At 52.9% G+C, this 25,510-nt stretch carries 23 protein-coding genes and 1 pseudogene; 11 read left to right on the forward strand and 13 right to left on the reverse strand.

Features of this window, described 5'->3' with window-relative positions; all coding sequences use genetic code 11:
• A partial coding sequence (locus tag RTM06_RS13290; RefSeq protein WP_312182736.1) for a fumarylacetoacetate hydrolase family protein occupies window positions 1-429 on the forward strand: 429 nt, incomplete at its 5' end.
• Window positions 430-493: 64 nt separating this feature from the next.
• On the forward strand, window positions 494-940 hold the full coding sequence (locus tag RTM06_RS13295; protein WP_008110381.1) for a YcgN family cysteine cluster protein: 447 nt from the start codon (window positions 494-496) through the stop codon (window positions 938-940).
• Between the two features lie 40 nt (window positions 941-980).
• On the opposite strand, the gene dsbB is transcribed toward RTM06_RS13295, so the two are convergent.
• Window positions 981-1,511 carry a disulfide bond formation protein DsbB gene (dsbB, locus tag RTM06_RS13300; RefSeq protein ID WP_154156351.1) on the reverse strand — a complete coding sequence of 177 codons (531 nt, stop codon included), beginning with the start codon at window positions 1,509-1,511 and terminating at the stop codon, window positions 981-983.
• Window positions 1,512-1,831: 320 nt separating this feature from the next.
• On the opposite strand from dsbB, the gene fadR reads away from it, so the two are divergent.
• Window positions 1,832-2,551 carry a fatty acid metabolism transcriptional regulator FadR gene (fadR, locus tag RTM06_RS13305; protein WP_008110376.1) on the forward strand — a complete coding sequence of 240 codons (720 nt, stop codon included), beginning with the start codon at window positions 1,832-1,834 and terminating at the stop codon, window positions 2,549-2,551.
• Window positions 2,552-2,588: 37 nt separating this feature from the next.
• On the opposite strand, the gene RTM06_RS13310 is transcribed toward fadR, so the two are convergent.
• Entirely contained in the window at window positions 2,589-4,124 is a 1,536-nt protein-coding gene (locus RTM06_RS13310; protein WP_312182740.1) for a SpoVR family protein, read from the reverse strand.
• 494 nt (window positions 4,125-4,618) lie between these two features.
• On the opposite strand from RTM06_RS13310, the gene RTM06_RS13315 reads away from it, so the two are divergent.
• Together RTM06_RS13315 and dadX are read left to right on the forward strand one after the other, a co-directional pair.
• On the forward strand, window positions 4,619-5,920 hold the full coding sequence (locus tag RTM06_RS13315; RefSeq protein ID WP_312182741.1) for a D-amino acid dehydrogenase: 1,302 nt from the start codon (window positions 4,619-4,621) through the stop codon (window positions 5,918-5,920).
• 21 nt (window positions 5,921-5,941) lie between these two features.
• Window positions 5,942-7,012 carry a catabolic alanine racemase DadX gene (gene dadX, locus RTM06_RS13320; protein WP_312182743.1) on the forward strand — a complete coding sequence of 357 codons (1,071 nt, stop codon included), beginning with the start codon at window positions 5,942-5,944 and terminating at the stop codon, window positions 7,010-7,012.
• On the opposite strand, the gene RTM06_RS13325 is transcribed toward dadX, so the two are convergent.
• From RTM06_RS13325 to yeaG, 6 genes are all read right to left on the reverse strand, one after another.
• A complete protein-coding gene (locus RTM06_RS13325) occupies window positions 7,005-8,198 on the reverse strand; it encodes a multidrug effflux MFS transporter (protein ID WP_256696591.1) in 1,194 nt (397 codons plus the stop codon). The two genes, dadX and RTM06_RS13325, sit on opposite strands and share 8 nt — an antisense overlap.
• 112 nt (window positions 8,199-8,310) lie before the next feature.
• Window positions 8,311-9,777 carry an undecaprenyl-phosphate galactose phosphotransferase WbaP gene (gene wbaP, locus RTM06_RS13330; protein ID WP_312182746.1) on the reverse strand — a complete coding sequence of 489 codons (1,467 nt, stop codon included), beginning with the start codon at window positions 9,775-9,777 and terminating at the stop codon, window positions 8,311-8,313.
• A 377-nt stretch (window positions 9,778-10,154) separates the two neighbouring features.
• Window positions 10,155-10,388 (reverse strand): DUF1480 family protein, encoded by a 234-nt coding sequence (locus tag RTM06_RS13335; RefSeq protein ID WP_008110367.1) that lies wholly within the window; start codon window positions 10,386-10,388, stop codon window positions 10,155-10,157.
• Window positions 10,389-10,466: 78 nt separating this feature from the next.
• Window positions 10,467-12,194 carry a potassium/proton antiporter gene (locus RTM06_RS13340; protein ID WP_312182749.1) on the reverse strand — a complete coding sequence of 576 codons (1,728 nt, stop codon included), beginning with the start codon at window positions 12,192-12,194 and terminating at the stop codon, window positions 10,467-10,469.
• 230 nt (window positions 12,195-12,424) lie between these two features.
• Window positions 12,425-13,702, reverse strand: coding sequence for a YeaH/YhbH family protein (locus RTM06_RS13345; RefSeq protein WP_312182751.1), 1,278 nt, complete (start codon window positions 13,700-13,702; stop codon window positions 12,425-12,427).
• Window positions 13,703-13,793: 91 nt separating this feature from the next.
• Window positions 13,794-15,728, reverse strand: coding sequence for a protein kinase YeaG (yeaG, locus tag RTM06_RS13350; protein ID WP_008110364.1), 1,935 nt, complete (start codon window positions 15,726-15,728; stop codon window positions 13,794-13,796).
• Between the two features lie 408 nt (window positions 15,729-16,136).
• Here yeaG and RTM06_RS13355 point away from each other — a divergent pair, with 408 nt between their 5' ends.
• Both RTM06_RS13355 and RTM06_RS13360 read left to right on the forward strand, forming a co-directional pair.
• Window positions 16,137-16,886 (forward strand): MipA/OmpV family protein, encoded by a 750-nt coding sequence (locus RTM06_RS13355; RefSeq protein ID WP_312182753.1) that lies wholly within the window; start codon window positions 16,137-16,139, stop codon window positions 16,884-16,886.
• 82 nt (window positions 16,887-16,968) lie between these two features.
• Window positions 16,969-17,817 carry an aldo/keto reductase gene (locus RTM06_RS13360; protein ID WP_312182755.1) on the forward strand — a complete coding sequence of 283 codons (849 nt, stop codon included), beginning with the start codon at window positions 16,969-16,971 and terminating at the stop codon, window positions 17,815-17,817.
• Window positions 17,818-17,840: 23 nt separating this feature from the next.
• Here the strand turns inward: RTM06_RS13360 and RTM06_RS13365 are convergent, their stop codons facing one another.
• The gene (locus tag RTM06_RS13365; RefSeq protein ID WP_312182757.1) at window positions 17,841-18,713 is read right to left on the reverse strand and encodes a D-hexose-6-phosphate mutarotase; all 873 of its coding nucleotides are present in this window, start codon (window positions 18,711-18,713) and stop codon (window positions 17,841-17,843) included.
• A gap of 74 nt (window positions 18,714-18,787) precedes the next feature.
• Window positions 18,788-19,786: a glyceraldehyde-3-phosphate dehydrogenase gene (gene gapA, locus RTM06_RS13370; protein WP_007889697.1), complete on the reverse strand. Its 999-nt coding sequence runs from the start codon at window positions 19,784-19,786 to the stop codon at window positions 18,788-18,790.
• A 338-nt stretch (window positions 19,787-20,124) separates the two neighbouring features.
• Here gapA and msrB point away from each other — a divergent pair, with 338 nt between their 5' ends.
• Window positions 20,125-20,535: a peptide-methionine (R)-S-oxide reductase MsrB gene (gene msrB, locus RTM06_RS13375; RefSeq protein ID WP_008110360.1), complete on the forward strand. Its 411-nt coding sequence runs from the start codon at window positions 20,125-20,127 to the stop codon at window positions 20,533-20,535.
• Window positions 20,536-20,537: 2 nt separating this feature from the next.
• Complete coding sequence (locus RTM06_RS13380) at window positions 20,538-20,819, forward strand: YeaC family protein (protein WP_101764217.1); 282 nt, start codon at window positions 20,538-20,540, stop codon at window positions 20,817-20,819.
• 36 nt (window positions 20,820-20,855) lie between these two features.
• Here RTM06_RS13380 and pncA read toward each other — a convergent pair whose 3' ends face one another.
• The 3 genes from pncA to sppA form a co-directional block, all read right to left on the reverse strand.
• Complete coding sequence (gene pncA, locus RTM06_RS13385; protein WP_154156339.1) at window positions 20,856-21,464, reverse strand: bifunctional nicotinamidase/pyrazinamidase; 609 nt, start codon at window positions 21,462-21,464, stop codon at window positions 20,856-20,858.
• A gap of 14 nt (window positions 21,465-21,478) precedes the next feature.
• Complete coding sequence (ansA, locus tag RTM06_RS13390; protein WP_008110353.1) at window positions 21,479-22,492, reverse strand: asparaginase; 1,014 nt, start codon at window positions 22,490-22,492, stop codon at window positions 21,479-21,481.
• An 85-nt stretch (window positions 22,493-22,577) separates the two neighbouring features.
• Entirely contained in the window at window positions 22,578-24,437 is a 1,860-nt protein-coding gene (gene sppA / locus RTM06_RS13395; protein ID WP_312182761.1) for a signal peptide peptidase SppA, read from the reverse strand.
• Between the two features lie 169 nt (window positions 24,438-24,606).
• Here sppA and RTM06_RS13400 point away from each other — a divergent pair, with 169 nt between their 5' ends.
• Both RTM06_RS13400 and RTM06_RS13405 read left to right on the forward strand, forming a co-directional pair.
• Entirely contained in the window at window positions 24,607-25,158 is a 552-nt protein-coding gene (locus tag RTM06_RS13400) for an NAD(P)H nitroreductase (protein WP_256696585.1), read from the forward strand.
• A 210-nt stretch (window positions 25,159-25,368) separates the two neighbouring features.
• A pseudogene (locus RTM06_RS13405) lies at window positions 25,369-25,510 on the forward strand (selenide, water dikinase SelD); the annotation flags it as partial.

A 25,510-nucleotide genomic window follows, 5' to 3' on the forward strand; every position in this document is an offset into this window, starting at 1 on the left:
GGCTCGACGCTGAAGCAGGCGAGCGAAGAGCACGTGGCGAAGGCGATTGCCGGTTATGGCGTCGCGCTGGATTTGACCTTACGCGACGTGCAGGCCGGTTTGAAGAAAGCGGGGCAACCGTGGGAAAAATCCAAAGGTTTCGATAACTCGTGTCCGCTGTCGGGTTTTATTCCCGTTTCTGAGTTTAGCGGCGATCCACAGAACACCGAACTGAAGCTTGTCGTTAACGGTGAAGTACGTCAGCACGGCACGACCGCTGATATGATCCACAAAATTCTGCCGCTGATTGCCTATATGAGCCAATATTTCACGCTGCGCGCGGGCGATGTGGTGCTGACCGGGACGCCAGAGGGCGTTGGCCCAATGCGCTCTGGCGATAAGCTGGAAATCACGCTGGCCGGTCACGGTATTTCGACGCGCGTTCTGTAAAACTTGCATCACCGCACCTGAACCTTTATAAGGTGCGGTCTCTTTGCTAACCCGGACCGCCATCATGACTGAACAACCTTTCTGGCAGACTAAACGCCTTGACCAAATGAACGACGCAGAGTGGGAATCCCTGTGCGACGGCTGCGGCCAATGTTGCCTGAATAAGTTGCAGGATGCGGACACTGACGAAATTTACTTCACCAACGTGGCCTGCAATCAGCTGAATATCAAAACCTGCCAGTGTCGTAACTACGAGCATCGTTTTGAGTTGGAAGAGAATTGCATCAAGCTGACGCGTGAAAACCTCACCAGTTTTGAATGGCTGCCGCGCACCTGCGCCTATCGCGTATTAGGGGAAGGCAAAACCTTGCCGGCGTGGCATCCGCTGATCGCCGGTTCTAAAAAGGCGATGCATGCGCAGCGCATTTCCGTGCGTTTTATTGCGGTGCGGGAGAGTGAAGTGCGGGATTGGGAAGAGCATATTATCGATCGACCGGATCGCAACGGTTAAACATAGAACAGGCAGCCAAGGCTGCCTGTTTTGTTTGTGCTTAACGTCCGAACAGATCGCGGCGTTTCGGTTTGAACGGTTGTGCAATCAGCACCAGCAGCGCCACCAGCAGATAAGCGGCAAAAATCACGATCATCCACTGCGGCATGCTCCAGGTCAGGAAGGTCCAGCCGCGCTCAGCGCAATCACCGCTCGCTACGAATACAGAAGGCAACCATTTATCCAGCGGCAACCAAGTTGGGAAACGCGCGGCAAAGTCGCAGGTGACAAACGGGTTGGGATGCAGTTGAATCATGGTGTGATCGTAAGAGAGGCGCGTGCCTTCAATCGCGCTGTAGATCCAGATGAGAATGGCCGCCCAGCGCAGCGGGGTTTTCGGCGCAATAGCGCCCACAATGCCCGCGCCCATCACGCCAAACAGCGCGCAACGTTCATAAATACACATTACGCAGGGTTGCAGCCCCATCACGTGCTGAAAATACAACGCCGTCAATTCAAACGCCAACGCCGTCAGGGCCAGCAGAAGCCAGGCACCACGTCCACGCGAGCATTGATTCAAATATCGCAACATATTGCTTTTCCTGTAACCGTTAATGTTTCGCAGTGTAAACCAAAAGCGCAACCGTGCCAGCCAGGTAACGGGAAAAAATCATGTACAAAAATGACTTAAGTCGCGTTGAGGCCAAAAAATATCCTGCCAGTCGCGTCCTTCGATAAATGCAAGCCGCAGGCACAATGCAAACGTGTGCCCGGCCAAAGAGTTTCCTCTGTATTCACGGCTGAATTTTGCGCCAGCGCGCGCTTTTAATCGGTTGGCAGGCTATTTCCGCTATAGCCGCTCTGGTATGATGAGTCGCATTACGATAAAGAAAGCAACGAGAAATAAATGCTATGGTGATTAAGGCGCAGAGCCCCGCGGGATTTGCTGAAGAGTATATTATTGAAAGCATCTGGAACAGTCGTTTTCCGCCGGGATCCATTCTACCTGCCGAACGTGAGCTTTCTGAACTGATTGGCGTAACACGCACCACGTTGCGCGAAGTGTTGCAACGACTGGCGCGTGATGGCTGGTTGACCATTCAACATGGCAAACCGACGCGCGTTAACGATTTCTGGGAAACCTCCGGTTTAAACATCCTCGAAACTCTGGCCCGACTCGATCACGATAGCGTTCCTCAGTTGATTGATAATCTGCTGTCGGTGCGCACCAACATCTCGTCGATTTTTATCAGCCGTGCGCTGCGTCATCATCCAGAAAAAGCGCGTGAAGTGCTGGAGAATGCGCTGATCGAGGAGGATAAAGCCGAAGCCTATACCGAGCTGGATTATCGCGTGTTCCGTGGCCTGGCGTTTGCCTCGGGCAACCCGATTTATGGTCTGATTTTGAACGGGCTGAAAGGCTTGTATACCCGCGTTGGTCGTCACTATTTCTCCAGCCTGGAAGCGCGAGAACTGGCGCGTAACTTCTATCGCCAATTGGCTGATCTATGCGTGGCTAACCCTTCGCAGGAGCAGATTGTCGACAGCGTGCGTGAATACGGTCGTCGCAGCGGTGAGATTTGGCACAAGATGCAGAAAAGCATGCCGGACGATTTAGCCAGCAAGCGATAAAAGAAAAACCGGACCTCATCAGTCCGGTTTTTTTGCTTTATAGCGTTGGGCCGCGCGCGGGTGAACGATCCAGCAACTCGACGCTACCGTCTTCGTTCTGCTGCTCCAGAATCACATCAAAGCCCCACAAACGATGCACATGCTTCAACACTTCTTTGCGGCTCTTATCGAGCGGCGCACGCTGTTGCGGCACATAACGCAACGTCAGTGAGCGGTCGCCACGTAAATCCACGTTGTAGACCTGAATGTTCGGTTCCAGATTGCTGAGATTGTACTGCGCCGACAACTGCTGACGAATGGCGCGATAACCCGCTTCATCATGGATCGCTGCAATTTCGAGGAAATTGTTGCGGTCATCATCCATTACCGTGAACAAGCGGAAATCACGCATCACTTTTGGTGACAGGAACTGGCTGATAAAGCTCTCATCTTTAAACTCGCGCATGGCGAAATGCATGGTTTTCAGCCAGTCCGAACCGGCAATGTCCGGGAACCAGTAGCGATCTTCTTCGGTTGGCGTCTGACAGATACGCTTGATGTCCTTGAACATCGCAAAGCCCAGCGCATACGGGTTGATGCCGTTATACCACTGGCTGTTATACGGCGGCTGATACACCACGTTGGTGTGGCTGTGCAGGAATTCCATCATAAAGCGTTCCGACACTTTGCCTTCGTCATACAGATGATTAAGGATGGTGTAGTGCCAGAACGTGGCCCAGCCTTCATTCATCACCTGCGTCTGTTTCTGTGGATAGAAATACTGGCTAACCTTACGCACAATGCGCAGCACTTCACGTTGCCAGGATTCCAGCAGCGGCGCATTTTTTTCCATGAAATAGAGCAGGTTTTCCTGCGGTTCAGAAGGGTAGCGCGATGCCTCAACGTGCACCGACTCCTTCTCTTTACGCGGCAGCGTACGCCACAGCGTATTCACCTGACTCTGCAAATATTCTTCACGGCTCTGCTGGCGCGCTTTCTCTTCCTGCAGCGAAATTTTCTGCGGACGTTTATAACGGTCCACGCCGTAGTTCATCAGCGCATGGCAGGAATCGAGCAGCCGCTCAACTTCCTCCACGCCGTAGCGCTCTTCGCAGTCGGTAATGTAGTTTCGCGCAAATAGCAGGTAATCCACGATAGAACTGGCATCGGTCCAGCTGCGGAACAGATAGTTATTTTTGAAGAAAGAGTTGTGACCGTAACAAGCGTGCGCCATCACAAGCGCCTGCATGGTCATGGTGTTCTCTTCCATCAAATAGGCAATACACGGATTGGAGTTGATGACGATCTCATACGCCAGGCCTTGCTGACCGTGCTTGTAGCGCTGTTCCGTTTCAATGAATTTCTTGCCGAACGACCAGTGTGCATAGTTGATCGGCATACCTACGCTGGAGTAGGCATCCATCATTTGCTCTGAGGTGATCACTTCAATTTGGTGCGGATAGGTTTCCAGTCCGTAACTTTTGGCTACGCGGTCAATTTCCGCCAGATAATCATCCAGCAGTTCGAAAGTCCAGTCGGGACCATCACTGAGTCGTTTACTGTTGCGGGTTGGCTCGTCAAAGATTGTCGTCATAGCGCACCTCTGTTTTGCAAGCGGCAGGAATTACCTGTCACGATCGTTTAAGGCCTCATCCTGAGTAAAGATGGCCCAATAAAACTGAGCGAACACTTCAATGATAGTCCACTGTCGCCTATCCGAAACTGAATCTCAATCGAATTCTTTTGGCAGAAAATCATTCAAAAAGCGGTAGTTAAGTCGATACTTGTTATAAATGTTGGTTTTATTTTGCTTGTTAGAATAATGCTCTGTTTGTAAGTGGATTGTATGACTGCGGCGCTTTCTCCTGAAAAAAGTCAAAACCGCTGCCTTCCACATAATAAATGGCTGATTAAGGGATTTAAGGCATAAAAAATCCTGATTTTGCCTCTGTTGCATGATTTCAGTGTGCAGTCAGGTAAAAAACATGTGAAATAAGTCGGTCGAATGTAAGATTTGAGTGGCGGTCGGGTTATGCTGTCTTGGGCTTGGTTAATAGTTAATTATTCTTTTGCTGCGACGAGGGGCTTATGCGCGTAGTAATTCTTGGTAGTGGTGTCGTTGGTGTGGCGAGCGCCTGGTATCTGGCGCAGGCCGGACATGAGGTCACGGTCATCGATCGTCAACCTGCCGCCGCGCTGGAAACCAGCGCCGGTAATGCGGGGCAGATCTCACCGGGCTATGCCGCGCCTTGGGCGGCGCCGGGCGTTCCGCTCAAAGCGGTCAAATGGATGGTCCAGCGTCACGCGCCGCTGGCGGTTCGTCTCGATGGCAGTAAGTTCCAGCTGGAATGGATGTGGAATATGCTGCGTAACTGCGACATGCAGCACTATCAAGAGAATAAAAGCCGCATGGTGCGTATCGCGGAGTACAGCCGCGACTGCCTGAAAACACTGCGCGCCAGCACCGGCATCGCCTATGAAGGTCGTCAGGGCGGCACGCTGCAGCTGTTCCGTACGCAGCAACAGTTCGAAAGCGCCAGCAAAGATATCGCCGTGCTGCGCGATGCGGGCGTTCCCTATGAGTTACTGGAAGCGCATCAGCTGAAAAATGTCGAACCCGCGCTGGCGGCGACGGCGCATAAACTCACCGGCGGTTTACGTCTCCCTAACGACGAAACCGGCGACTGCCAGCTGTTTACTCAGCGCCTGGCAGAAATGGCTGCGGCGGCGGGCGTGACCTTCCGCTACAACACGTCGGTTGATCAGTTGCTGCGCGAGGGCAATCGCATTTATGGCGTGAAGTGTGGCGATGAGGTGATTAAAGCCGATGCTTACGTGGTGGCGTTCGGTTCCTATTCAACCGCGCTGCTGAAAGACATTCTCGCCATCCCGGTTTATCCGCTGAAGGGTTATTCGCTGACCATCCCCATTAAGAACGCTGACGCTGCACCGGTTTCCACCATCCTCGACGAAACCTACAAAGTGGCGGTCACGCGCTTTGACGATCGCATTCGCGTGGGCGGCATGGCAGAAATTGTTGGTTTTAACACCAAACTGTTGCCGGCACGACGCGAAACGCTGGAGATGGTGGTCCGCGATCTCTATCCTGAAGGCGGATTTGTCGAACAGGCCACGTTCTGGACCGGATTGCGTCCAATGACGCCAGACGGTACGCCGATTGTCGGGCGCACGCCGCTCTCCAATCTCTATCTCAATACCGGGCACGGTACGCTGGGATGGACCATGGCTTGTGGTTCCGGTCAGCTTTTGGCTGATTTAATTTCCGGTCAGAAACCGGCGATTGCCGCAGATGATTTGTCAGTGCTGCGCTACCTGCCAGGTTTTGAGCCACATTCTTCGCCGCTGCGTAACGCCAGCGCGGCGCGCTGAGACCTCAGGGAGAGTAAAAGCATGTCACGTCCAACCGGTGCCACCATCAATCAACAGGCACTGCGTCATAATTTGGCTGTCGTACGCCAGGCAGCACCGCAATCACGCGTCTGGTCGGTGGTGAAAGCCAATGCGTATGGTCACGGTGTGGCCCGCGTGTGGCAAAGTCTGGCCGAAACCGACGGCTTTGCGCTGCTGAATATGGAAGAGGCGATCTTGCTGCGCGAGCAGGGCTGGAAAAAGCCGATCCTGCTGCTGGAAGGCTTCTTCCATGCTGACGATTTAGCGCTGATCGATCGCTATCGTCTCACCACCAGCGTACACAGCAACTGGCAGATTCAGGCGCTGGCAAAAGCGCAGCTGTCGGCACCGGTCGATGTTTACCTCAAAATCAACAGCGGCATGAACCGACTTGGTTTTCGACCTGAGCAGGCGTATGCGGCGTGGCAAAAACTGCGTGCTTTGCCGAACGTCGGTGAAATGACGTTGATGGCGCACTTTGCCGATGCAGAGAATCCGCAAGGTCTGGTTGAGCCGATGAAATGCGTCGAACGGGCGGCGGAAGGGCTCAGTTGTCCGCGTTCCCTGTCTAACTCAGCGGCTACGCTGTGGCATCCTGAAGCGCATTTTGACTGGGTGCGTCCCGGCATCATTCTCTATGGCGCGTCACCGAGCGGCGACTGGCAGGATATCGCCAGCACCGGATTGCAACCGGTGATGACGCTCAGCAGCGAAATCATTGGTGTGCAGCAGCTGAACGCCGGTGACGGCGTGGGCTACGGTTATCGCTATCACGCCAGCGGCCCGCAGCGCATTGGTATTGTCGCCTGCGGTTACGCCGATGGTTATCCGCGTCATGCGCCAACCGGCACGCCAGTCAGTGTGGATGGCATCCGCACGCAAACGCTCGGCGCCATCTCCATGGACATGATGATGATCGATTTGGAACCTTGCCCGCAGGCTGGCATCGGTTCGAAGGTTGAGCTGTGGGGCAATCAGGTGAAGATCGATGAGGTGGCAAAAGCCGCCGGGACGGTGGGCTACGAGCTGATGTGTGCGCTCGCGCCACGCGTTCCGGTTGAGGTTATTTAAGCGCGGTCACACGACCGTGCATCTTCTTGCTGCAGCGCCAGGCGATCATGGCCAGCGCTGCACCCAGCAGCATCATCAGTGCCAGTGATGATTTTTCCGCAACAGGTAATGCCACGATTGCCATGCTGCCACCCGCACCACACGCCATCTGAATAAATCCCTGCAGTGCTGAGGCCACGCCCGCTTGCTGCTGATACGGCTCCAGCGCGTAGCTGGTGGCAGGACCAACCGTGAACGCCAGACCAGCAACGGAAACCGCCACGGGAATCATGTACAGCGACCAATGGTTTTGCCACGCTGCCGGTAATAGCGTGGTGCCCATCATCAACAGAATCGCGCCGATCAACATGGTGGCGAAACCCATCGCCAGACAGAATGGACGTCCCGCTTTGCGAATGGTTTTGTTCACGAAAGCGCTAACCAGCATGATCCAAAAACCATTGGCGCCAAAGGCAAAGGAGAATTGTAGCGGCGTCAGGCCGCCTTCGGTCATCAGCACGTGTGGCGCTAGCGACACATAGGTCAGCACCATGCCCAGCGCGCCGGCATTGGCAAAAGCAAAGGCAAGGAAGCGCGGTTCACGGGCGATGGCAGCGTACTGCGCCAGCGGTAAACCTTTCACGCGCAATGTGTCTGCTGGACGCGTTTCTGGCAGCCACAGCATCACGATCAAGCCGATCACCACCGCATAGCCGCACAGGAACCAGAACGGCATACGCCAGCCGTAGGCTTCAGCCAGAATCCCGCCAAGCAGCGGCGCCAGCGCGGGTACGATATTTAGCGCACCATTGAGAAAGCCGTAAGCGCGTGCGGCATCTTCGCCGCTGAGACGATCGCGCACGCCACTGAATGCCACCACCGCAGTGCAGCACACGGCACAGCCCTGAATGATGCGCGCAAGGAAGAACACCGGCCACAGTGTGCTGGTGGCGGCTATCGCGCTGCCAACGATATAAAGCGCCAGTCCAATCAAGGCGATCGGCTTGCGACCAAAGTTATCCACCAGCGGACCGGTAATCAGTTGGCCGATGCCCATCACCAATAAAAACAGGGGAATCGTGATCTGGATAAGGCTCACCGGGCTGTTAAGACCTTCGGCGATTTGCGGCAATGTAGGGAGGTAAAGATCAATGCCCAGCGGCGCCAGCAGCACCAGGCTAAGAAGAATTAAGGTGAATTTTTGCATTACGAACCGAACGACCTGTTAAACAATCCGGAAGGGTAATGACTCTGAGGGGAAAAAGAAAGGGATAAAAAAGCGATGCCTGCCGAAGTGAGCAGGCATCGCCTCGAGGGTATCAGTAAGCGCCGTCGCGACGGACCACTACGCCAGCGGTTTTGAACAGAATCGCAATGTCAGTCCACAATGCCCAGTTTTTTACGTACCAGGAATCGAAGTAAACGCGCGTATCGTAGTCGGTGTCGTTACGGCCGCTGACCTGCCACAAGCCGGTCATGCCCGGTTTCGCCATCAGGTAGTAATCCACATCACCGGCATAACGTTCCAGTTCCGCTTCAATCACCGGACGCGGACCGACCAGACTCATTTCGCCGCGAATCACGTTCCACAACTGTGGCAGCTCATCAAGGCTGGTTTTGCGCAGGAAGTTACCAATTTTGGTCACGCGCGGATCGTTTTTCAGTTTGAAATCACGATCCCATTCAGCGCGCGCTTCCTCGCTGGTCGCCAGCAGATTTTGCAACACTTCCTGCGAGTTGGTCACCATCGAGCGGAACTTCAGGCACTTAAACTTAACGCCATCCTGTCCAACGCGTTCATGACCATAAATCGCATTGCCGCCGTCACGTTTCACCATCGCACACAACAGACCAAATACCGGACCGAGGAACAGCAGCAGCATGGATGCCACCACAATATCGAAGGTGCGTTTCAGGAAGCGTGAAGAGCGTTTTGCCAGATTGTTGCTGACGCGCAGGATCATCACTTCATGGCTAAAGATGAATGACATGTCGGTGCCATACAGCGGCACGCCGCGCAGCGTTGGGATCACAGAAATCGAACGGCACTTCATTTTGGACAGGAACTTCAGCCATTTATCGCGCACTACTTGCTGCTCAAATTCGGTGGCGACGATAAATTGCGTGTTGTCACGGTCCATGGTTTGCCAGTTGATGTCTTTCCAGGTGATCACCGGCACACCATTCACTTTTTCGTGCTGTTGGTCATCGTCCAGTGAAATGAACGCCTGCACGTTGTAACCCAGGATCTCTTCGCTCTGCAGCGCAGCATAGGCTTCCATGGCGTTTTTACCGGAACCAATAATGATGGTTTCCTTCTGCCACTGACCTGCACGGTTGATCGCGCGTTTTACCACGGCACGCATCAGCGGGAGCAGCAGCAGGGCGTAAGTCCAGCTGAACACCCAAACCATGCGCGAGAAGTCCCATTTTGAAAAGGCAATCAATGCCAGATCAAGCAGAGAAAAAACGAACAGGGTTTTAATCACTTCTTTCAATTCAAACCAAAACGGTTTGCGATAGGTGTAGTGACGCATACGCACCCAGAACCAGGCGGTGCAAAGAATAGAAAGGCTAAATTGGGCAATAAACCGATATTCAATCTGCTGAGGCGGAATAAACGTATCCAGTTCGCCCCAAATACCTTGTACGGTGGCGGCAGATAAAAACAATGCCAGATTTAACGCTATTAAATCGGAGAAACTAAGTGCGACTTTTGCGATGAGGTTTTTGCGCAGTCCGCTCCACGAGCGGGTTGCATCATTCATTATCAAAGTACTTGCCATAAAACCTGCTCTCTTTTCTTAAGTAAAAGATGGCCTGACCAGAATCAAGTACGCGCTCAGGAGTGATCCGCTGAAAAGCAGAAAGAATAATTCTTTCAGCGATTTATAAGTCTGTGCTGCCATAAGCGCTGCAAGGAAAGGACCGTTTGAGACGTGATGCACGTCACGAAAAGCTGCAGCAACGTTTAAGAGTATGCAGGAGTTATTTGACAGAGTTAATATGGAAATAGTCTGAAAAGGAAAAAAATGACTCAAGAAATAATTGGCTATCTATTTGAAAAATAATGTTAAAAGTTAATTAATCGCGGAAATAACGCTTCATTTTAAGACGGCTTTTCGGAATGACCGCCATTTCCATCAATGGCGGCGCCAGCCAGTCAGGCAGGTTTTTTCAGTACCCACAGATCCTGCTGCTTATCGTAGTGTCCGATTTGCAGATCGACAGCCTCTTCATCAATCCATGCCGGTACACTGGTATCCACATCCCAGCCGTCGAGTTGGTCACTCAGGCCGGGATTGGTATGGCAGGGAATACTCACAGTGTCGCCATTGTCAGTATTGAACTCTGCATCAACAATTTCATAACGACCAATCTTCACCACGTGTCCCATTACATTCTCCCGTATTAACTGGGTTGAATAGTGAGCATAGTCGTTCACACAAAGTTTACGAGCGAAAATGGCCTCGGATTATTCCTTGTCTTCCATTACGCGTACGCCAATTTTCACGATTTGATTGTCTTCTTTTTCTGCCACCGTCCAGGTTAACTGGTTCCATTCCACCTGATCGCCAACCACCGGCGTACTGCCCAGCAAACTCATCACCAGCTGTCCTAACGACTGCTGATCGTTGGTTTGTTCATCCAGCTCCAGCCCGTAAATTTGCGCCACATCTTTCAAACGTGCCTCGGCATCGAGGATAAAGTCGCCGAAGAAGCGTTGATCCAGCGATACCGGCGGCGATTGGCTGAACATTTTACCCAATGCGGGGAGATCGCGTTCCCGGCCAATCACACACAGCACATCGCCTTCCTTCAGACGCGTGTTGCCATTGGGGTGCATCAACACATTGTCACGGAACAGGGCGGCGATGCGGGTTTCGCGGGGCATCTGCAAATCACGCAGCGCCGCGCCAACGCACCACTTGTCTGCGCCCAACTGGTAAATGAATTGCTCCCACGGATTCTCCGGATGGATATCCAGTCCCACCCGGCTAATCGGCGAGGCGGTTGGCGGCACCACTACTTTGGCGCGTTTCGCGGCATAGCCCAGCGACGTACCTTGCAGCATCAGCGATACCAGCACCACAAAGAAGGCGATATTGAAGTAGAGCTTGGCGTTTTCCAGTCCGGCCATCATCGGGAAGACGGCGAGGATGATCGGCACCGCGCCACGAAGGCCCACCCAACTAATAAAGATACGTTCGCGTCCGGTGAAGCCCTTGAAAGGCAATAGGCCAACCAGAATCGATAGTGGGCGTGCTATCAGAATCAACCACAGCGACAGAATCATCGCCGGCACCGCGATGTGCCATAAATCGGACGGCGTCACCAGCAAACCCAGCACTATAAACATGCCGATTTGGCTCAGCCATGCCATGCCGTCAAAGGTTTGCAAAATACCGTGGCGGTTGCGAATTGGGCTATTGCCCAGCAGAAAGCCGCACAGATACACTGCCAGAATACCGCTGCCTTCCATCACCGTAGTCAGCGCAAACACGATGATGCCGCCGCTTAACGCCAGCAAGGGATACAAACCTTGTGCAAGATTGATGCGGTTAATCAATTGCTGCAGCGCCCAGCCGCCGCCAAGACCTAATACAATGCCGAGACCAAACTGCTGCACCAGATGCACCACGAACATCCAGCTCAAACCTGACTGGCCTTGCTGAATCATGTCGATCAGCGTGATGGTGAGAAACACCGCCATCGGGTCGTTGCTACCAGATTCAATCTCCAGCGTGGAGCTGACACGTTCGTTGAGGCCTTTATCACCCAGCAACGAAAATACAGCGGCGGCATCGGTGGAACCGATAATCGCGCCAATCAGGAAGCCCTGCATCAGGTCGAGTTTAAACAACCAGGCTGCGGCAACGCCGGTTAAACCTGCGGTGATCATCACCCCGACCGTCGCCAGCGATAGCGCCGGGCCGAGCGCCACTTTTAGCGAGGTCGCTTTGGTGCGCATACCGCCATCAAGCAAGATGATGGCTAACGCCAGGTTAGAGACCAGATAGGCAACCGGATAGTTATCAAACGCGATGCCACCAATACCATCAATGCCGGCCAACATGCCGAGTGCGAGAAAGATCACCAGAATCGGAATGCCAAGGCGCGAGGAAAAGGAACTGAGTAAAATACTTGCTGCTACCAGCACGGACCCAATAATAAACACACTGTAAATCATGCTGGTATTCAACGGCGTTCTCCTGCGGCGGGGCAAAAAAGACAAACTGCGGGGGATTCACACAGACAAGGTGGAAAGATAATGCCTTATCAATAGCTTGTCAGCGCTTAATTGCACATTTTTTCATTCTGTGGGGGCGTATCCCATATACAGCTAAATTTGTATGAAAAAACAACAAGAAATGGCGGGAAGTGAGCGGGGCTGCTGCAAAGAAAAAGCCGGTCAGTGACCGGCTTAAAGACTTAGGCTTCTGTAGCCTGCTTGTGAAAAAGTTCTCTAAATACTGGGTAGATGTCTTCTGGCTCGCGAATATGCTGGATTGCGAAGTTATCAAACATCGCCTGTAGATGCTCATACTCACGCCACAAGGTCTGGTGCGCGCGGCGCGTGATTTCGATGTAGCTGTAATAGCGCACAACCGGCAGAATATGCTTGGCTAAAATCTCGTGGCAGAGCGGTGAATCATCGGCCCAGTTATCACCATCCGACGCTTGCGCCGCATAGATGTTCCACTGTGATGGGTCATAACGCTCTTTAACCACTTCATCCATCAACTTCAGTGCACTGGAAACAATGGTGCCGCCCGTTTCCTGCGAGTAGAAGAACTCCTGTTCGTCGACCTCTTTCGCCTGAGTGTGATGGCGAATGTAAACCACGTCGACGTTCTTGTAAGTACGACTCAGGAACAGATACAGCAGAATATAGAAACGCTTCGCCATATCTTTGGTGGCCTGATCCATCGAACCTGAAACGTCCATCAAACAGAACATCACGGCCTGGCTGGAGGGTTCTGGCCGCTTCTCGAAGTTTTTGTAGCGCAAGTCAAAAGTATCGATAAACGGCACGCGATCGATGCGCGCGCGCAACTCAGCGATCTCTTTGCGTAAACGCTCCTCTTCCAGTAGCTGAGCCGGTTCGTTGTTTTCCACTTCGGTTAACGTAGCTTCCAGTTCGTTTAGCATGCGGCGTTTACCCGCTGTCATCGCCGTACGACGTGCCAGCGAGTTCTGCAGAGAACGCACCACGCTGATGTTCGCCGGCGTACCGTTTGCGGTGTAACCGGCGCGATGGGTCTTGTACTCGTTCAATTGACGATGCTGATTCTTGCGCAGGTTTGGCAGCGCCAAATCTTCGAACAGCAAATCGAGATACTCATCTTTGGAAATCTGGAAGACGAATTCATCCTGGCCTTCACCGTCCTGGCTGGCGTTGCCCTGGCCGCTACCGCCGCTGCCGCCACCACCTTGCGGACGTTCAATGCGATCGTTTTGCACGAAATGGTCGTTTCCAGGATGAACGCGATGGCGACTGCCGCCGCGCCCCTGATGGAAACTCGGCTCATTAATATCGTCAACTGGAATCGAGACCGATTCGCCGCTCTCGACATCGGTCACCGAACGCTTATTGATGGCCTCGGAGATCGATTGCTTGATTTGCGCCTTATAACGGCGGAGAAAGCGCTGCCGGTTGACGGCGCTTTTGTTCTTACCGTTGAGACGCCGATCGATAAAATAGGCCATAAAAATCCCCCAAACTGCATTGCAAGCTTAGGCCGGAAAAACCCGGCCTCCTGTTGCAGCACCGAAGCGCCGCGACGCTTACAGATAACGATTATGAAGATTTACGCACGCGCAGATACCATTCGCACAGCAGACGTACTTGCTTGCGGGTATAGCCTTTTTCCATCATGCGATCGACAAAATCATCGTGTTTTTTCTGCTCGTCCGTTGAGGTTTTGGTATTGAAAGAAATCACCGGCAGCAACTCTTCGGTGTTCGAGAACATTTTCTTCTCGATGACCGTGCGCAGTTTTTCGTAGCTGGTCCAGTTCGGATTGCGCCCACTATTCTGCGCGCGGGCACGCAGCACAAAGTTGACAATCTCGTTACGGAAATCTTTCGGGTTACTGATCCCGGCAGGTTTCTCAATCTTTTCCAGCTCGGCGTTCAGCGATTCGCGGTCAAACAGCTGTCCGGTGTCAGGATCGCGATACTCTTGATCCTGGATCCAAAAATCAGCGTAGGTGACGTAGCGATCAAAGATGTTCTGACCGTATTCAGAGTAGGACTCCAGATAGGCAGTCTGAATCTCTTTACCAATAAACTCGGCGTATTTTGGAATCAGGTAGCCTTTCAGGTGTTCCAGATACTTCTCGGCTTGATCCTGCGGGAACTGCTCGCGCTCAATTTGCTGCTCCAGTACGTAGAACAGGTGCACCGGGTTGGCCGCCACTTCGGCATGGTCGAAGTTGAACACGCGCGACAGGATTTTAAACGCGAAGCGGGTAGAAAGGCCGTTCATGCCTTCATCAACGCCCGCGTAATCGTGATACTCCTGCCAGGATTTCGCTTTTGGATCGGTATCTTTCAGGCTCTCGCCATCATAAACGCGCATTTTTGAGTAGATACTGGAGTTTTCCGGCTCTTTCAAACGCGACAGAATGGAGAAGCGGGCCAACGTTTCCAGCGTACCCGGCGCGCATGGCGCAGTGGTCAACTCACTGTGATCCAACAGTTTGTTGTAGATCTTGATCTCTTCGGAGACGCGTAAGCAGTAAGGCACTTTGACGATGTAAACACGGTCAAGGAACGCCTCATTGTTTTTGTTATTACGGAAGGTGACCCATTCTGATTCGTTGGAGTGCGCCAGAATGATGCCGTTGAACGGCAGGGCAGAGATCCCTTCGGTACCGTTGTAGTTACCTTCCTGCGTGGCGGTCAGCAGCGGATGCAGCACTTTAATCGGTGCTTTAAACATCTCGACGAATTCCATCACACCCTGGTTCGCGCGGCATAACGCACCTGAATAGCCGTAAGCATCAGGATCGTTTTGTGCGTGATTTTCCAGTTTGCGGATATCAACTTTACCGACCAGCGCAGAGATATCCTGATTGTTCTCATCACCCGGTTCAGTTTTGGCAATCGCCACCTGTTCAAGAATCGACGGCCACACTTTCACCACTTTAAAGCGGGTAATATCGCCGCCAAACTCATGCAGGCGCTTTGCCGCCCAAGGCGACATGATGGTGCCAAGGTAGCGGCGTGGTACGCCATACTCTTTTTCCAGAATATTGGCATCTTCCTGTGGGTTAAACAGGCAGAGTGGATGATCGTTTACCGGGCTGCGTTCGCCGTCGGCGCTCAGCACATAAATTGGCACACGCTGCATCAGCGCTTTCAGGCGCTCCGCCAGCGAGGATTTACCGCCGCCCACTGGGCCCAGTAAGTAAAGGATCTGTTTCTTCTCCTCCAAACCCTGCGCGGCGTGTTTCAAATAGGAGACGATTTGCTCAATCGCTTCCTCCATACCGTAAAACTCTTCGAACGCAGGGTAGCGTCCCATGACGCGGTTGGAGAATATGCGGGAAAGGCGTGGCTCTTGCGCAGTGTCAACCATCACCGGCTCACCGATGGCCATTAATAGTCGCTCTGCAGCGTTGGCGTAGGCACTGCGATCCTGTTTACAGATGGCGAGGAATTCCTGCAATGAGAACTCTTCATCCTTGGCAGCTTCATAACGCTGACGATAGTGATCGAATATATTCATAGCGATGCCCGTCCTTTCGTTTTTAGCACAGGTAAAGGAGCGTAATAAAAGTTTGTAGCAGCTCCCGGAAGATATTCTTTATTGAGTACAGCAACCCTTATGCCAACCTGACGTTTTTTAATCGGGGTACACAATTCTTATGGTTACTCTGCTCGTACAAAAAAGTCTCGTCTTACATTTAACTGTAGAAGGCATTCAGAAAACCTGCAGCCACTTTTCTCCTTATTCAGCGATATATCAATAACAAAGTCTCATAAGCACTGAGGCATTCAACCTAAGCAGCGAGAGCGTCGCAGCCACTCAGATTATTTCCCTTAGCTGGTTAGAGAGCATCATTAAACGTTAACCGATAGCAAAAATTTGGTTAGACTCTGCGTGTGATTGTTATATTAATGGACTGATTAAATTGTGAACCAATTCAAACTTAAAGCGCTTGCTCTGGCTGTTCCTTGTTATTTTGCGGCGTTCGGCACCCATGCAGAACCCTTATCTCTTGGCGCTTCTGTCATTTACGCGCAGTCACCTTATCGGGGCGGACAAGACCGCTATCTGCCTATTCCGGTGATTAATTATGAGGGTGAAGACTTCTGGTTCCGCAGCCTGCAAGGCGGCTATTACCTGTGGAAAGACCCGCAGAATCAGCTGTCGCTGACCGTGCTGGGATCGCCGCAGGAGTACGACCCGAAAGACAACGATTTGGGTGATATGAAAGCGCTGGATAAGCGACGTATGACGCTGATGGCCGGCGCCAACTATCGTCATGTCGCTGATTGGGGCATCGTGCGCACCACATTGCTGGGTGATGTGCTCAATAACAGCAACGGCATGATGTGGGATCTCACCTATTTATATCGCTTTAATTTCGGTGCTTTCAGCCTGACGCCGGGCATTGGCGCGCTGTGGAACAGCGCCAATCAGAACCGTTATTACTACGGTGTTTCATCGCATGAAAGTGCGCGTACCGGCATCGCTGAGTATCATCCTGATGACAGCTGGTCACAGTACGTTGAGATGAATGCCAGCTACCAAATCACTGAAAGCTGGAACGCCAGCTTGTCAGGCCGTTACACGCGCTTCGACAGCGAAATCAAAGATAGCCCGATGGTCAATAAGAGTGGGCAGTACACACTCTGGACCGGCATCAGTTACAGCTTCTGATGATGAAATGAGCGCCTCATAATGAGGCGTTTTTTTACATTGCACCAATCCCGAGCCCCAATTTAGCGCAACAGGAGGAGTAATGAAGACCATTCAATTTCACGGTGAATTAGCTTTACCCGCCATCGGCCAGGGAACCTGGTATATGGGCGAGAATCCATCATTGCACAGCCAGGAAGTGGCGGCACTGCAGGCAGGCTTAGATCTTGGCCTCAAGGTTATCGACACCGCTGAGATGTATGCTGATGGCGGCGCTGAACAGGTGGTTGGTGAAGCGCTACGCGGTCGACGCGATCAAGCCTGGCTGGTATCGAAGGTCTATCCATGGAATGCCGGTGAAGTTGACGCAATCGAGGCCTGCGAGCGCAGTCTTAAGCGTTTGCAAACCGATTACCTCGATCTTTATCTGTTGCACTGGCGGGGCAATGTGCCCTTAGAAGAAACCATCCGCGCGATGGAGTTGTTGCAGCAGCAGGGCAAAATTCGCCATTGGGGCGTCTCTAACTTTGACCACGACGATATGCTGGAACTGTGGCATGAGCCCGGCGGCAAGGCCTGTTTAACCAATCAGGTGCTATACCACTTAGCGTCGCGCGGAATCGAGTACGATTTACTGCCACAATGTCAGCAGCGCGAGATGCCTATCATGGCCTATTGCCCGTTGGCTCAGGCTGGACGATTGCGACAGGCGTTGTTTGAGGATGCGCATCTTCAACAGATTGCACAACAGAAGGGCATTAGCGTGGCGCAAGTGATGCTGGCCTGGGTGATACGTCAGCCGGGCGTTTTAGCCATTCCAAAAGCCAGCAGCGTTGTACATGTGCAGCAAAATGCGGCGGCGCTTGGCATCAATCTAACGGATGAAGAGCTAAGCATCATCGATCGGGCGTTTCCTGCGCCACTGACTAAAACCGCATTGGATGTGGTTTAGCGGCGCAACAGCGCCGCATCTTATTACTTGTTGACGATACGAATCGTGGTGCCCAAACGCGCAGGGGATTCGCCCGCGCTTTTTAACGGCTTGCTAATGCGTGCCGTTTCCACGCACACCATGGTTTTGTAGCCTTGATTTGGCATATCACCCATGCTGCAGGACAATTCCGGACCTGGGTTCCACGTGACAACGTCACTCTGATAGTGGTGATAGACTTCGATCTGACGTTTGCCGGCTCTATCATGAATCACGCTGCAGTCATCCGCCGCCGTGTGAATACGATCAACGCGATTAGGGTAGGTCTGTTTGCCGTCTGATGCGCCAACCGCATTATCGTTAACCTTATCGATAAAGCTATTACCCAATCCGCTCACTTCGACCTGCGCGATATCTGCAATCTGGAAGTAGCTGTGCAACGCCGCCGTGGCTTCATAATCACCGTAGGCTTCCAGCTCAATTTCACAATGCTCAGCAATGCGGAAACGAGCGAGCAGGGTGAAATCGTGTGGCCACAGCTTTTTAGTTTGTGCGTTGCTTTCCAGTGTGAAAGTCAGCAATACGGCATCTTCGTTTTCGTCATGGGCGGTCAGCGTCCATGGCATGTTACGTGCAAAACCGTGTGCCGGTTCGCCTGCCGGACCAAACCACGGCCAGCAAATAGGCACGCCGCCACGAATTGCTTTACCCGTCGTAAACGGGGTTTTTTCACTGAGCCAAATCACCGGTTGCTGGCCGCTCGGCTGCCACGAGAGCAGATGTGCGCCTTGCAGGGCAATCGCCGCACGTACTTTGGGATGGCTGATCACCACGATCGGCAAATCACCCTGCTGACGCTGTGACAGATAAGGGGTGATTTGATTCACTACCGGAAGGGTATAAAGCGTATCTTGCATGGTCAGACCTTCTCTTTATCCAGTCGAAAAAAAGGGGCGACCGAAGTCACCCCTTGTCTGTTTAGCCGATTAGCTTACTTAGAAGCAACCAGTGCAATCAGATCCAGAACCTTGTGTGAGTAACCAGTTTCGTTATCGTACCAGGAAACCAGTTTCACGAAGTTGTCGTTCAGAGCGATACCTGCTTTAGCATCGAACACTGAAGTCAGGGTTTCGCCGTTGAAATCGGTAGAAACCACGTCGTCTTCGATGTAGCCCAGAACGCCTTTCATTTTGCCTTCTGACTCAGCTTTGATCACTGCACAAATTTCTTTGTAGGTCGCTGGTTTTTCCAGGCGAACAGTCAGGTCAACCACAGACACGTTTGGAGTAGGAACGCGGAACGCCATACCGGTCAGTTTGCCGTTCAGCTCTGGCAGAACAACGCCAACCGCTTTAGCTGCACCAGTAGACGATGGGATGATATTCTGCGCTGCGCCACGGCCGCCACGCCAGTCTTTATGAGACGGGCCATCAACGGTTTTCTGGGTTGCGGTAGTTGCGTGCACGGTGGTCATCAGACCTTCAACGATACCGAAGTTGTCGTTGATAACTTTAGCCAGTGGAGCCAGGCAGTTAGTGGTGCAAGACGCGTTAGAAACGATGTCCTGGCCAGCATATTTGTCAAAGTTAGCGCCACGTACGAACATTGGGGTGCTGTCTTTAGAAGGACCCGTCAGAACCACTTTCTTCGCGCCAGCGGTGATGTGTTTACGTGCAGTTTCGTCGGTCAGGAAGATACCGGTAGCTTCAGCAACAACGTCAACACCCACTTCGTCCCACTTCAGGTTAGCCGGGTCTTTCTCAGCGGTAACACGGATTTTCTTACCGTTAACAATCAGTGCACCATCTTTCACTTCTACAGTGCCGTCAAAACGACCGTGAGTAGAGTCATACTTCAGCATGTATGCCATGTAATCGGCGTCAAGCAGATCGTTGATCGCGACGATTTCGATGTCAGAACGCTGCTGCGCAGCACGGAAAACGATGCGACCGATACGGCCAAAACCGTTAATACCTACTTTGATAGTCATATATTCCACCAGCTATTTGTTAGTGAATAAAAGGTTGGCTGTAAAATTACAAAAACCTTACCAGGCGTCAAGCGGAATCGTGTCAATTGTTGCGACAGGTCAATTCCAACACCAGGAATAATTCGTTGCGCAATCGCTTACGCAGCACCCTTATTGCGCGCCTATGTTACGCCGAATGCGGGCTGAAAAGGGATGACTTTTGCAAAGGGTGATCGCCATCACAAAATCGTGCTGTGGAAGAGATGTCGGATGCGTTAGCACGAAAAAAGACCCGATAGATGTTGTACGTTTGTTAGAATACTAGTCGATTTTTTCAGAATGACACTCCGGAACTCAAAATGGCTAAAGACACCGCACCCGACGCAAAAATTGCGCAGCTTTCCGAAATGCAGCGCTATGTCACTCAGCATCGTGGAACGGAGCCCCCTTTCTCGGGCGCCTTGCTGCACAACAAGCAGGAAGGGATTTACCACTGCTTAGTTTGTAACTCGCCGCTGTTTCTCTCCGAAACTAAATATGATTCAGGCTGTGGCTGGCCAAGTTTCTATCAGCCTTTCAGTGACGAAGCTATCCGCTATCTGGAAGATGATTCACACGGCATGCATCGGGTTGAGATTCGTTGTGGCAACTGTGATGCGCATTTAGGGCATGTGTTCCCGGATGGCCCACAGCCAAGCGGCGAGCGCTATTGCGTGAACTCCGCTTCGCTAAACTTCACTGATGAGCAGGGCAATCAGCAAGAGGGCTAAGCATGAAACAGGAACTGGAAGCGATGTTGGAGGCGATGACGCCGGAAGTCTACGAACGACTCTCCACGGCGGTTGAAATCGGCAAATGGCCGGATGGCGTTGCGCTAACGCCGGAGCAGAAAGAGAATTGCCTGCAATTGGTGATGCTGTGGCAGGCGCGCCACAATGACGATCCCCAACATATGACCATCAGCAAAGGTGGCGATATGGTGATGAAATCGAAGAAACAGCTGAAAGAAGAGTTCGGCATTGAGCCCGATGTCACACGCATCAATCTGCACTAAAAAGCTAAAGGGCTGGTTCTCACCAGCCCCTTATTTTCAGATTAATACCGCACCTTGCGCCGCCATCTGCTCGAACGCAATTTCACTGTCATCCGGATTCAGGTTCACGCCGCGGCAGCCTTCTTTAACCACCTCCACGTTGTAACCCAACTCCAGCGCATCCAGTACGCTGTATTTGACGCAGTAATCGGTCGCAATACCCAGCATCACTAAATCGCTGATGCCGCGCTCGCGAAGCCAGCTGTCGAGTTCTGTTTTGCGGCGATGGCCGTTATCGAAAAAGGCGCTGTAGCTGTCCACCTCAACATCGCCACCTTTGTGGAACACGGCATCAATCAGAGAACGATCGAGATCGGGATGGAAATCCGCACCGACAGAGTTCTCAATACCATGATCCGGCCACCAGATTTGCGCTAAACCGTTTAATTCGCCCAGCGTGTAAACCGGCTCGCCGGAGATTGAGGCGAAGCTGCCGTGATTGGCTGGATGCCAGTCTTGCAATGCCACCACACATTCGCCCCGATCGTGAAACTCACGCGCAAATCGATTGGCAACAGCAACCGTTTGGTCACCATCACGTACCGCCATTGGGCCGCCGGGGCAAAAATCATTCTGAATATCGATAATTATCAATGCCCGCTTCATTCGTTCGCTCCGTATCAATCTTCAGTCAGTTCGCCGCGTAAATTCTGCTGCATTTTGGCACGAATTTCTGCGCTGGTGAGGTTCTGACTTAATAAAAAATGCAGTTTGGTTAATGTCGCCTCAACCGTGAGATCAAAACCGCTGATTACGCCCGCATGCTCCAGCGCGTTGCCGGTGGCATAGCCGCCCATATTGACTTTGCCGGACATACACTGCGTCAGATTCACCACCACAATGCCGCGATCGCTGGCCTGTTGCAGTTCCGACAGAAACTCGGCGTTTTGCGGCGCGTTGCCCACACCGTAGGAACGCAGGATCAACGCTTTCACCGGCTGGCGCAGGAAGTTACCCACCACGTCGGCAGAGATACCCGGATAGATTGTCACCACGCCAATCGGCTGCGGCGTAATCGGATGCACAATCAGCTCGCCGTGACCTTGCGGTGCGGGCGGCGTATTTAACCGGCGGATATGAATGCCCGCTTCCAGCAATGGCGCCAGGTTTGGCGACGCGAAGGCATTAAAGCCGTCCGCATGCGCCTTGGTGGTGCGGTTGCCACGGAACAGCGTGTTGTTGAAAAACAGGGCAACTTCATTGATCGGATAATTGGCCGCTACGTACAGCGAGTTCAGCAGGTTTTGCTGACCATCAGAACGCAATTCTGCCAGGGGAATCTGCGAGCCGGTTACAATCACCGGCTTAGCGAGGTTCTCTAGCATAAAGGAGAGCGCCGAAGCGGTGAAGGCCATGGTGTCGGTACCATGCAAAATCACAAAGCCATCGTAGCGATCGTAGTTTTGCTTAATATCGTTCGCAATCGATTGCCAATCCTGCGGCGTCATGTCCGAGGAATCCATCAGCGGCTGATATTCATGGATAGTGAAAGCCGGCATTTCAGGCCGATGGAATTCGGGCATGTTTGCCAGCTGCTGCTGCAGATGACCCGATACCGGAATGTAGCCCTGCGCAGAGCGCTGCATCCCGATGGTGCCGCCGGTGTAGGCTACGTAGATATTTTTCTTTTGCATGAAGGAACTCAGACTTGCCGTAAAACGCGCAGTATAAGGGGATTGCAAACGAAAAGCAGCCCGACCAGCGGCCGGGCTGTAAAGATTAGCGTACGTTGCCGCAGTTCAGGCAGAAAGCGTAGCGATTTTGCGGATCGTTAAGGTTATTCAGTAAGCCTGGTTGCTGCTTCATTGCGCTCATCACGTCCAGCATTGGCGCAGGCAGCCAGACTTTCAGCGCAGCCGGCAACACCGCCTGAACCGACGCGTTCATCTGATTCAGCAGCAGATCGATCATGCCCGGATCATCCTGATACCAGCTCAACTCCGGCTTGGCGACTTTCGCCAACTCAGCGGCTTTTGCTACGGCATCGTCAAAGTCACCCAACGCATCGACCAGACCATTGGCTTTCGCATCGCTACCGGTCCAGACGTGACCTTGCGCAATCGCATTGATTTCGTCAGGCGTTTTGTGACGCGAGGTCGCCACCAGGCCCACGAAGTTACGATAGCCGTTCTCAATGGTCAGCTGCATCAGCTGCTGCACTTCGGTTGGCAGCGCTTTGGTGGTGGCGACGTCCGCCAGCGGCGATGTAGCCACACCGTCGGTATGCACACCTACCGAACTCAGGCTGTTTTCAACGGTGTTAATCACGCCAAAGATACCGATTGAACCGGTCAGCGTGCTGGCGGCCGCCACAATGTAATCAGCAGGCGTTGAAATCCAGTAGCCACCGGATGCTGCCATGCCGCCCATCGAAACCACCACCGGTTTACCCGCATCGTGAGCTGCCGCCAGTTCTTCACGAATCGCTTCCGACGCAGTGACGCTGCCGCCTGGGCTGTTAACACGTAACACAATGGCTTTGATTTTCGGATCCAGACGCGCATCGCGAATTTGCGACGCCGTGGTATCACCACCGACGTTTCCGGCGCTCTCTTCACCGTCCATAATCGCACCGCTGGCGAGGATTACCGCAATATTGCCATCCTGACTCTGCGGCGGCTGTTTAACGGTGTAATCGTAGATACTGACGCTGCGGTAATCGTTATTTGCCTTGTCCCAGCCAAAGGTTTTCACCAGTTCCTGATCGGCGGCCGCACGCGTATCCAGCACATCCACTAATTTATTGTTCAGTGCATATTTCGCCGTATCGCCTTGTACCGCTTGCAGACCGCTAATGATGCCGGCTGCGCCAGGGAACAGCTGTTCTGGGGTGATCTGACGATTGGCCGCCACGGTATTCAGGTAATTCTGCCACAACTGGCCAATCCAGCGTCCGTCGGCGTCGCGCGCTTCCGGTGACATATCGTCACGCAGGAATGGCTCAACCGCAGATTTGTAAGTGCCTACGCGGAACACATGCGAGTTAACTTTCAACTTATCCAGTAAAGATTTGTAGTACAGACCATTGGTGGCGAAGCCGTGCAGATCAATCGTGCCCTGCGGTGAGAGATAGACCTTGTTGGCATAGCTGGCAATGTAGTATTGCGCCTGGCTATAGCTGTCGCCGACCGCGTAAATAGGTTTGCCGGCGTCACGGAATTCGCGCAGCGCTTTACCCACATATTGCAGCGAAGGTTGATCGCCACCAGCAAAGTCACGCAGTTCCAGCACGATGCCAGTGATGTTTTTATCGGTTTTGGCTTGTCGGATCGCGTCAACGACGTCAAACAGGGAATTCTCCTGCAGGCGATCGCTGTTGGCGCCTAACAGTTGGCGGCTGATACGACTCAAACGGTTGCTGACGGAAGGTTTGTCGACCAGCACACCGCTCAGATCGATTTTCAGCGCGCCTTGCTGCACAGGTTCACTGCTATTGGAACTGGAAACCTGCAGCCAAATCCCGACGCCCGCCAGGATCAATACAATAAGAAATAAATTAAGAATAAATTCCCGAATAAAATTCAGTACCCGCCAGGTCCAGCGGAACAGGCCGGAAATAATTCGCCACAAAGTGCGCATAAACTCTCCATATTCACGTAGCAGGGCAGCCAGCACGCGGTCTGCCCCGATGTCGGGTTCATCCTAAAGAGCGGCGTGCGAAAAGTCAGCAGGAAATCGCGCCAGACTGTTACAAAAGATCGCGCTGTGCCAGGATTAGCCCACGCTTTTTATTCACGGGAGAAGAATAATGGATGCACTGGATTTATTAGTTAATCGCCGCTCGGCGTCACGTCTGGCAGAACCGGCTCCGGCGGGGGAAGCGTTGCAAAATATTCTACACGCCGCGATGCGCGCACCCGATCACGGCACATTACAGCCCTGGCGTTTCATTATTGTCGAAAATGAAGGGCGCGAGCGTTTTGCTAACTTGCTGGAACAAGCTGCGCGCGACAGCAACCTTGAGCAGAAGGCGATCGACAAAGCCGCTTCCGCGCCTTTTCGCGCGCCGATGATCATCACCGTGGTGGCGCATTGTGAAGAGCACGCCAAAGTGCCGCATTGGGAACAGCTGGCGTCTGCAAGCTGTGCGGTGATGGCGATGCAAATGGCAGCCGTGGCGCAAGGTTTCAACGGCATCTGGCGCAGCGGTCCGTGGACCGAACATCCATCCGTGCGCGAAGCCTTCGGCTGCCGCGAACAGGATGCGATTGTCGGTTTCCTCTATCTCGGTACGCCGCAGTTGAAAGCCAACACCACCGTGGTTGCGCCAGACACCGCGCAGTTTGTCAGTTATTTCTGACAGACAACGGCCGCCTTTTACGGCAGGTTAGGCGCCGTTGCAGAGATTGCACAAAGCCTGTGCGAAAGATCGAGGTTAGGTCGTGCAACACTTACTCCCAACTAACAGCCAGGCTAACATAGCGCCTTCTGTTCATCGCATAAGGAAGTCGCCATGAGTGAACCTCTTCGTTTAACCCAATACAGCCACGGTGCGGGTTGCGGGTGCAAAATTTCACCGCAGGTTTTAGAAACCATTCTGCGCAGTGAGCTTAGCCCGTTTCACGATCCGCAACTGCTGGTGGGCAACGAAACGCGTGATGACGCCGCAGTGTACGACCTCGGAAACGGTACTGCGGTGGTAAGCACCACCG

The sequence above is a fragment of the Pantoea sp. CTOTU46764 genome, assembly GCF_031974595.1.
In the GTDB taxonomy this organism is placed as follows: Bacteria; Pseudomonadota; Gammaproteobacteria; order Enterobacterales; family Enterobacteriaceae; genus Pantoea; species Pantoea trifolii.

What these genes read in the sequence shown, in the direction of transcription:
- RTM06_RS13295 (WP_008110381.1), top strand. Translation starts at nt 494, where the DNA reads ATGACTGAACAACCTTTCTGGCAGACTAAACGCCTTGACCAAATGAAC.
- dsbB (WP_154156351.1), bottom strand. Translation starts at nt 1,511, where the DNA reads ATGTTGCGATATTTGAATCAATGCTCGCGTGGACGTGGTGCCTGGCTT.
- fadR (WP_008110376.1), top strand. Translation starts at nt 1,832, where the DNA reads ATGGTGATTAAGGCGCAGAGCCCCGCGGGATTTGCTGAAGAGTATATT.
- RTM06_RS13310 (WP_312182740.1), bottom strand. Translation starts at nt 4,124, where the DNA reads ATGACGACAATCTTTGACGAGCCAACCCGCAACAGTAAACGACTCAGT.
- RTM06_RS13315 (WP_312182741.1), top strand. Translation starts at nt 4,619, where the DNA reads ATGCGCGTAGTAATTCTTGGTAGTGGTGTCGTTGGTGTGGCGAGCGCC.
- dadX (WP_312182743.1), top strand. Translation starts at nt 5,942, where the DNA reads ATGTCACGTCCAACCGGTGCCACCATCAATCAACAGGCACTGCGTCAT.
- RTM06_RS13325 (WP_256696591.1), bottom strand. Translation starts at nt 8,198, where the DNA reads ATGCAAAAATTCACCTTAATTCTTCTTAGCCTGGTGCTGCTGGCGCCG.
- wbaP (WP_312182746.1), bottom strand. Translation starts at nt 9,777, where the DNA reads ATGGCAAGTACTTTGATAATGAATGATGCAACCCGCTCGTGGAGCGGA.
- RTM06_RS13335 (WP_008110367.1), bottom strand. Translation starts at nt 10,388, where the DNA reads ATGGGACACGTGGTGAAGATTGGTCGTTATGAAATTGTTGATGCAGAG.
- RTM06_RS13345 (WP_312182751.1), bottom strand. Translation starts at nt 13,702, where the DNA reads ATGGCCTATTTTATCGATCGGCGTCTCAACGGTAAGAACAAAAGCGCC.
- yeaG (WP_008110364.1), bottom strand. Translation starts at nt 15,728, where the DNA reads ATGAATATATTCGATCACTATCGTCAGCGTTATGAAGCTGCCAAGGAT.
- RTM06_RS13360 (WP_312182755.1), top strand. Translation starts at nt 16,969, where the DNA reads ATGAAGACCATTCAATTTCACGGTGAATTAGCTTTACCCGCCATCGGC.
- RTM06_RS13365 (WP_312182757.1), bottom strand. Translation starts at nt 18,713, where the DNA reads ATGCAAGATACGCTTTATACCCTTCCGGTAGTGAATCAAATCACCCCT.
- gapA (WP_007889697.1), bottom strand. Translation starts at nt 19,786, where the DNA reads ATGACTATCAAAGTAGGTATTAACGGTTTTGGCCGTATCGGTCGCATC.
- msrB (WP_008110360.1), top strand. Translation starts at nt 20,125, where the DNA reads ATGGCTAAAGACACCGCACCCGACGCAAAAATTGCGCAGCTTTCCGAA.
- RTM06_RS13380 (WP_101764217.1), top strand. Translation starts at nt 20,538, where the DNA reads ATGAAACAGGAACTGGAAGCGATGTTGGAGGCGATGACGCCGGAAGTC.
- pncA (WP_154156339.1), bottom strand. Translation starts at nt 21,464, where the DNA reads ATGAAGCGGGCATTGATAATTATCGATATTCAGAATGATTTTTGCCCC.
- ansA (WP_008110353.1), bottom strand. Translation starts at nt 22,492, where the DNA reads ATGCAAAAGAAAAATATCTACGTAGCCTACACCGGCGGCACCATCGGG.
- sppA (WP_312182761.1), bottom strand. Translation starts at nt 24,437, where the DNA reads ATGCGCACTTTGTGGCGAATTATTTCCGGCCTGTTCCGCTGGACCTGG.
- RTM06_RS13400 (WP_256696585.1), top strand. Translation starts at nt 24,607, where the DNA reads ATGGATGCACTGGATTTATTAGTTAATCGCCGCTCGGCGTCACGTCTG.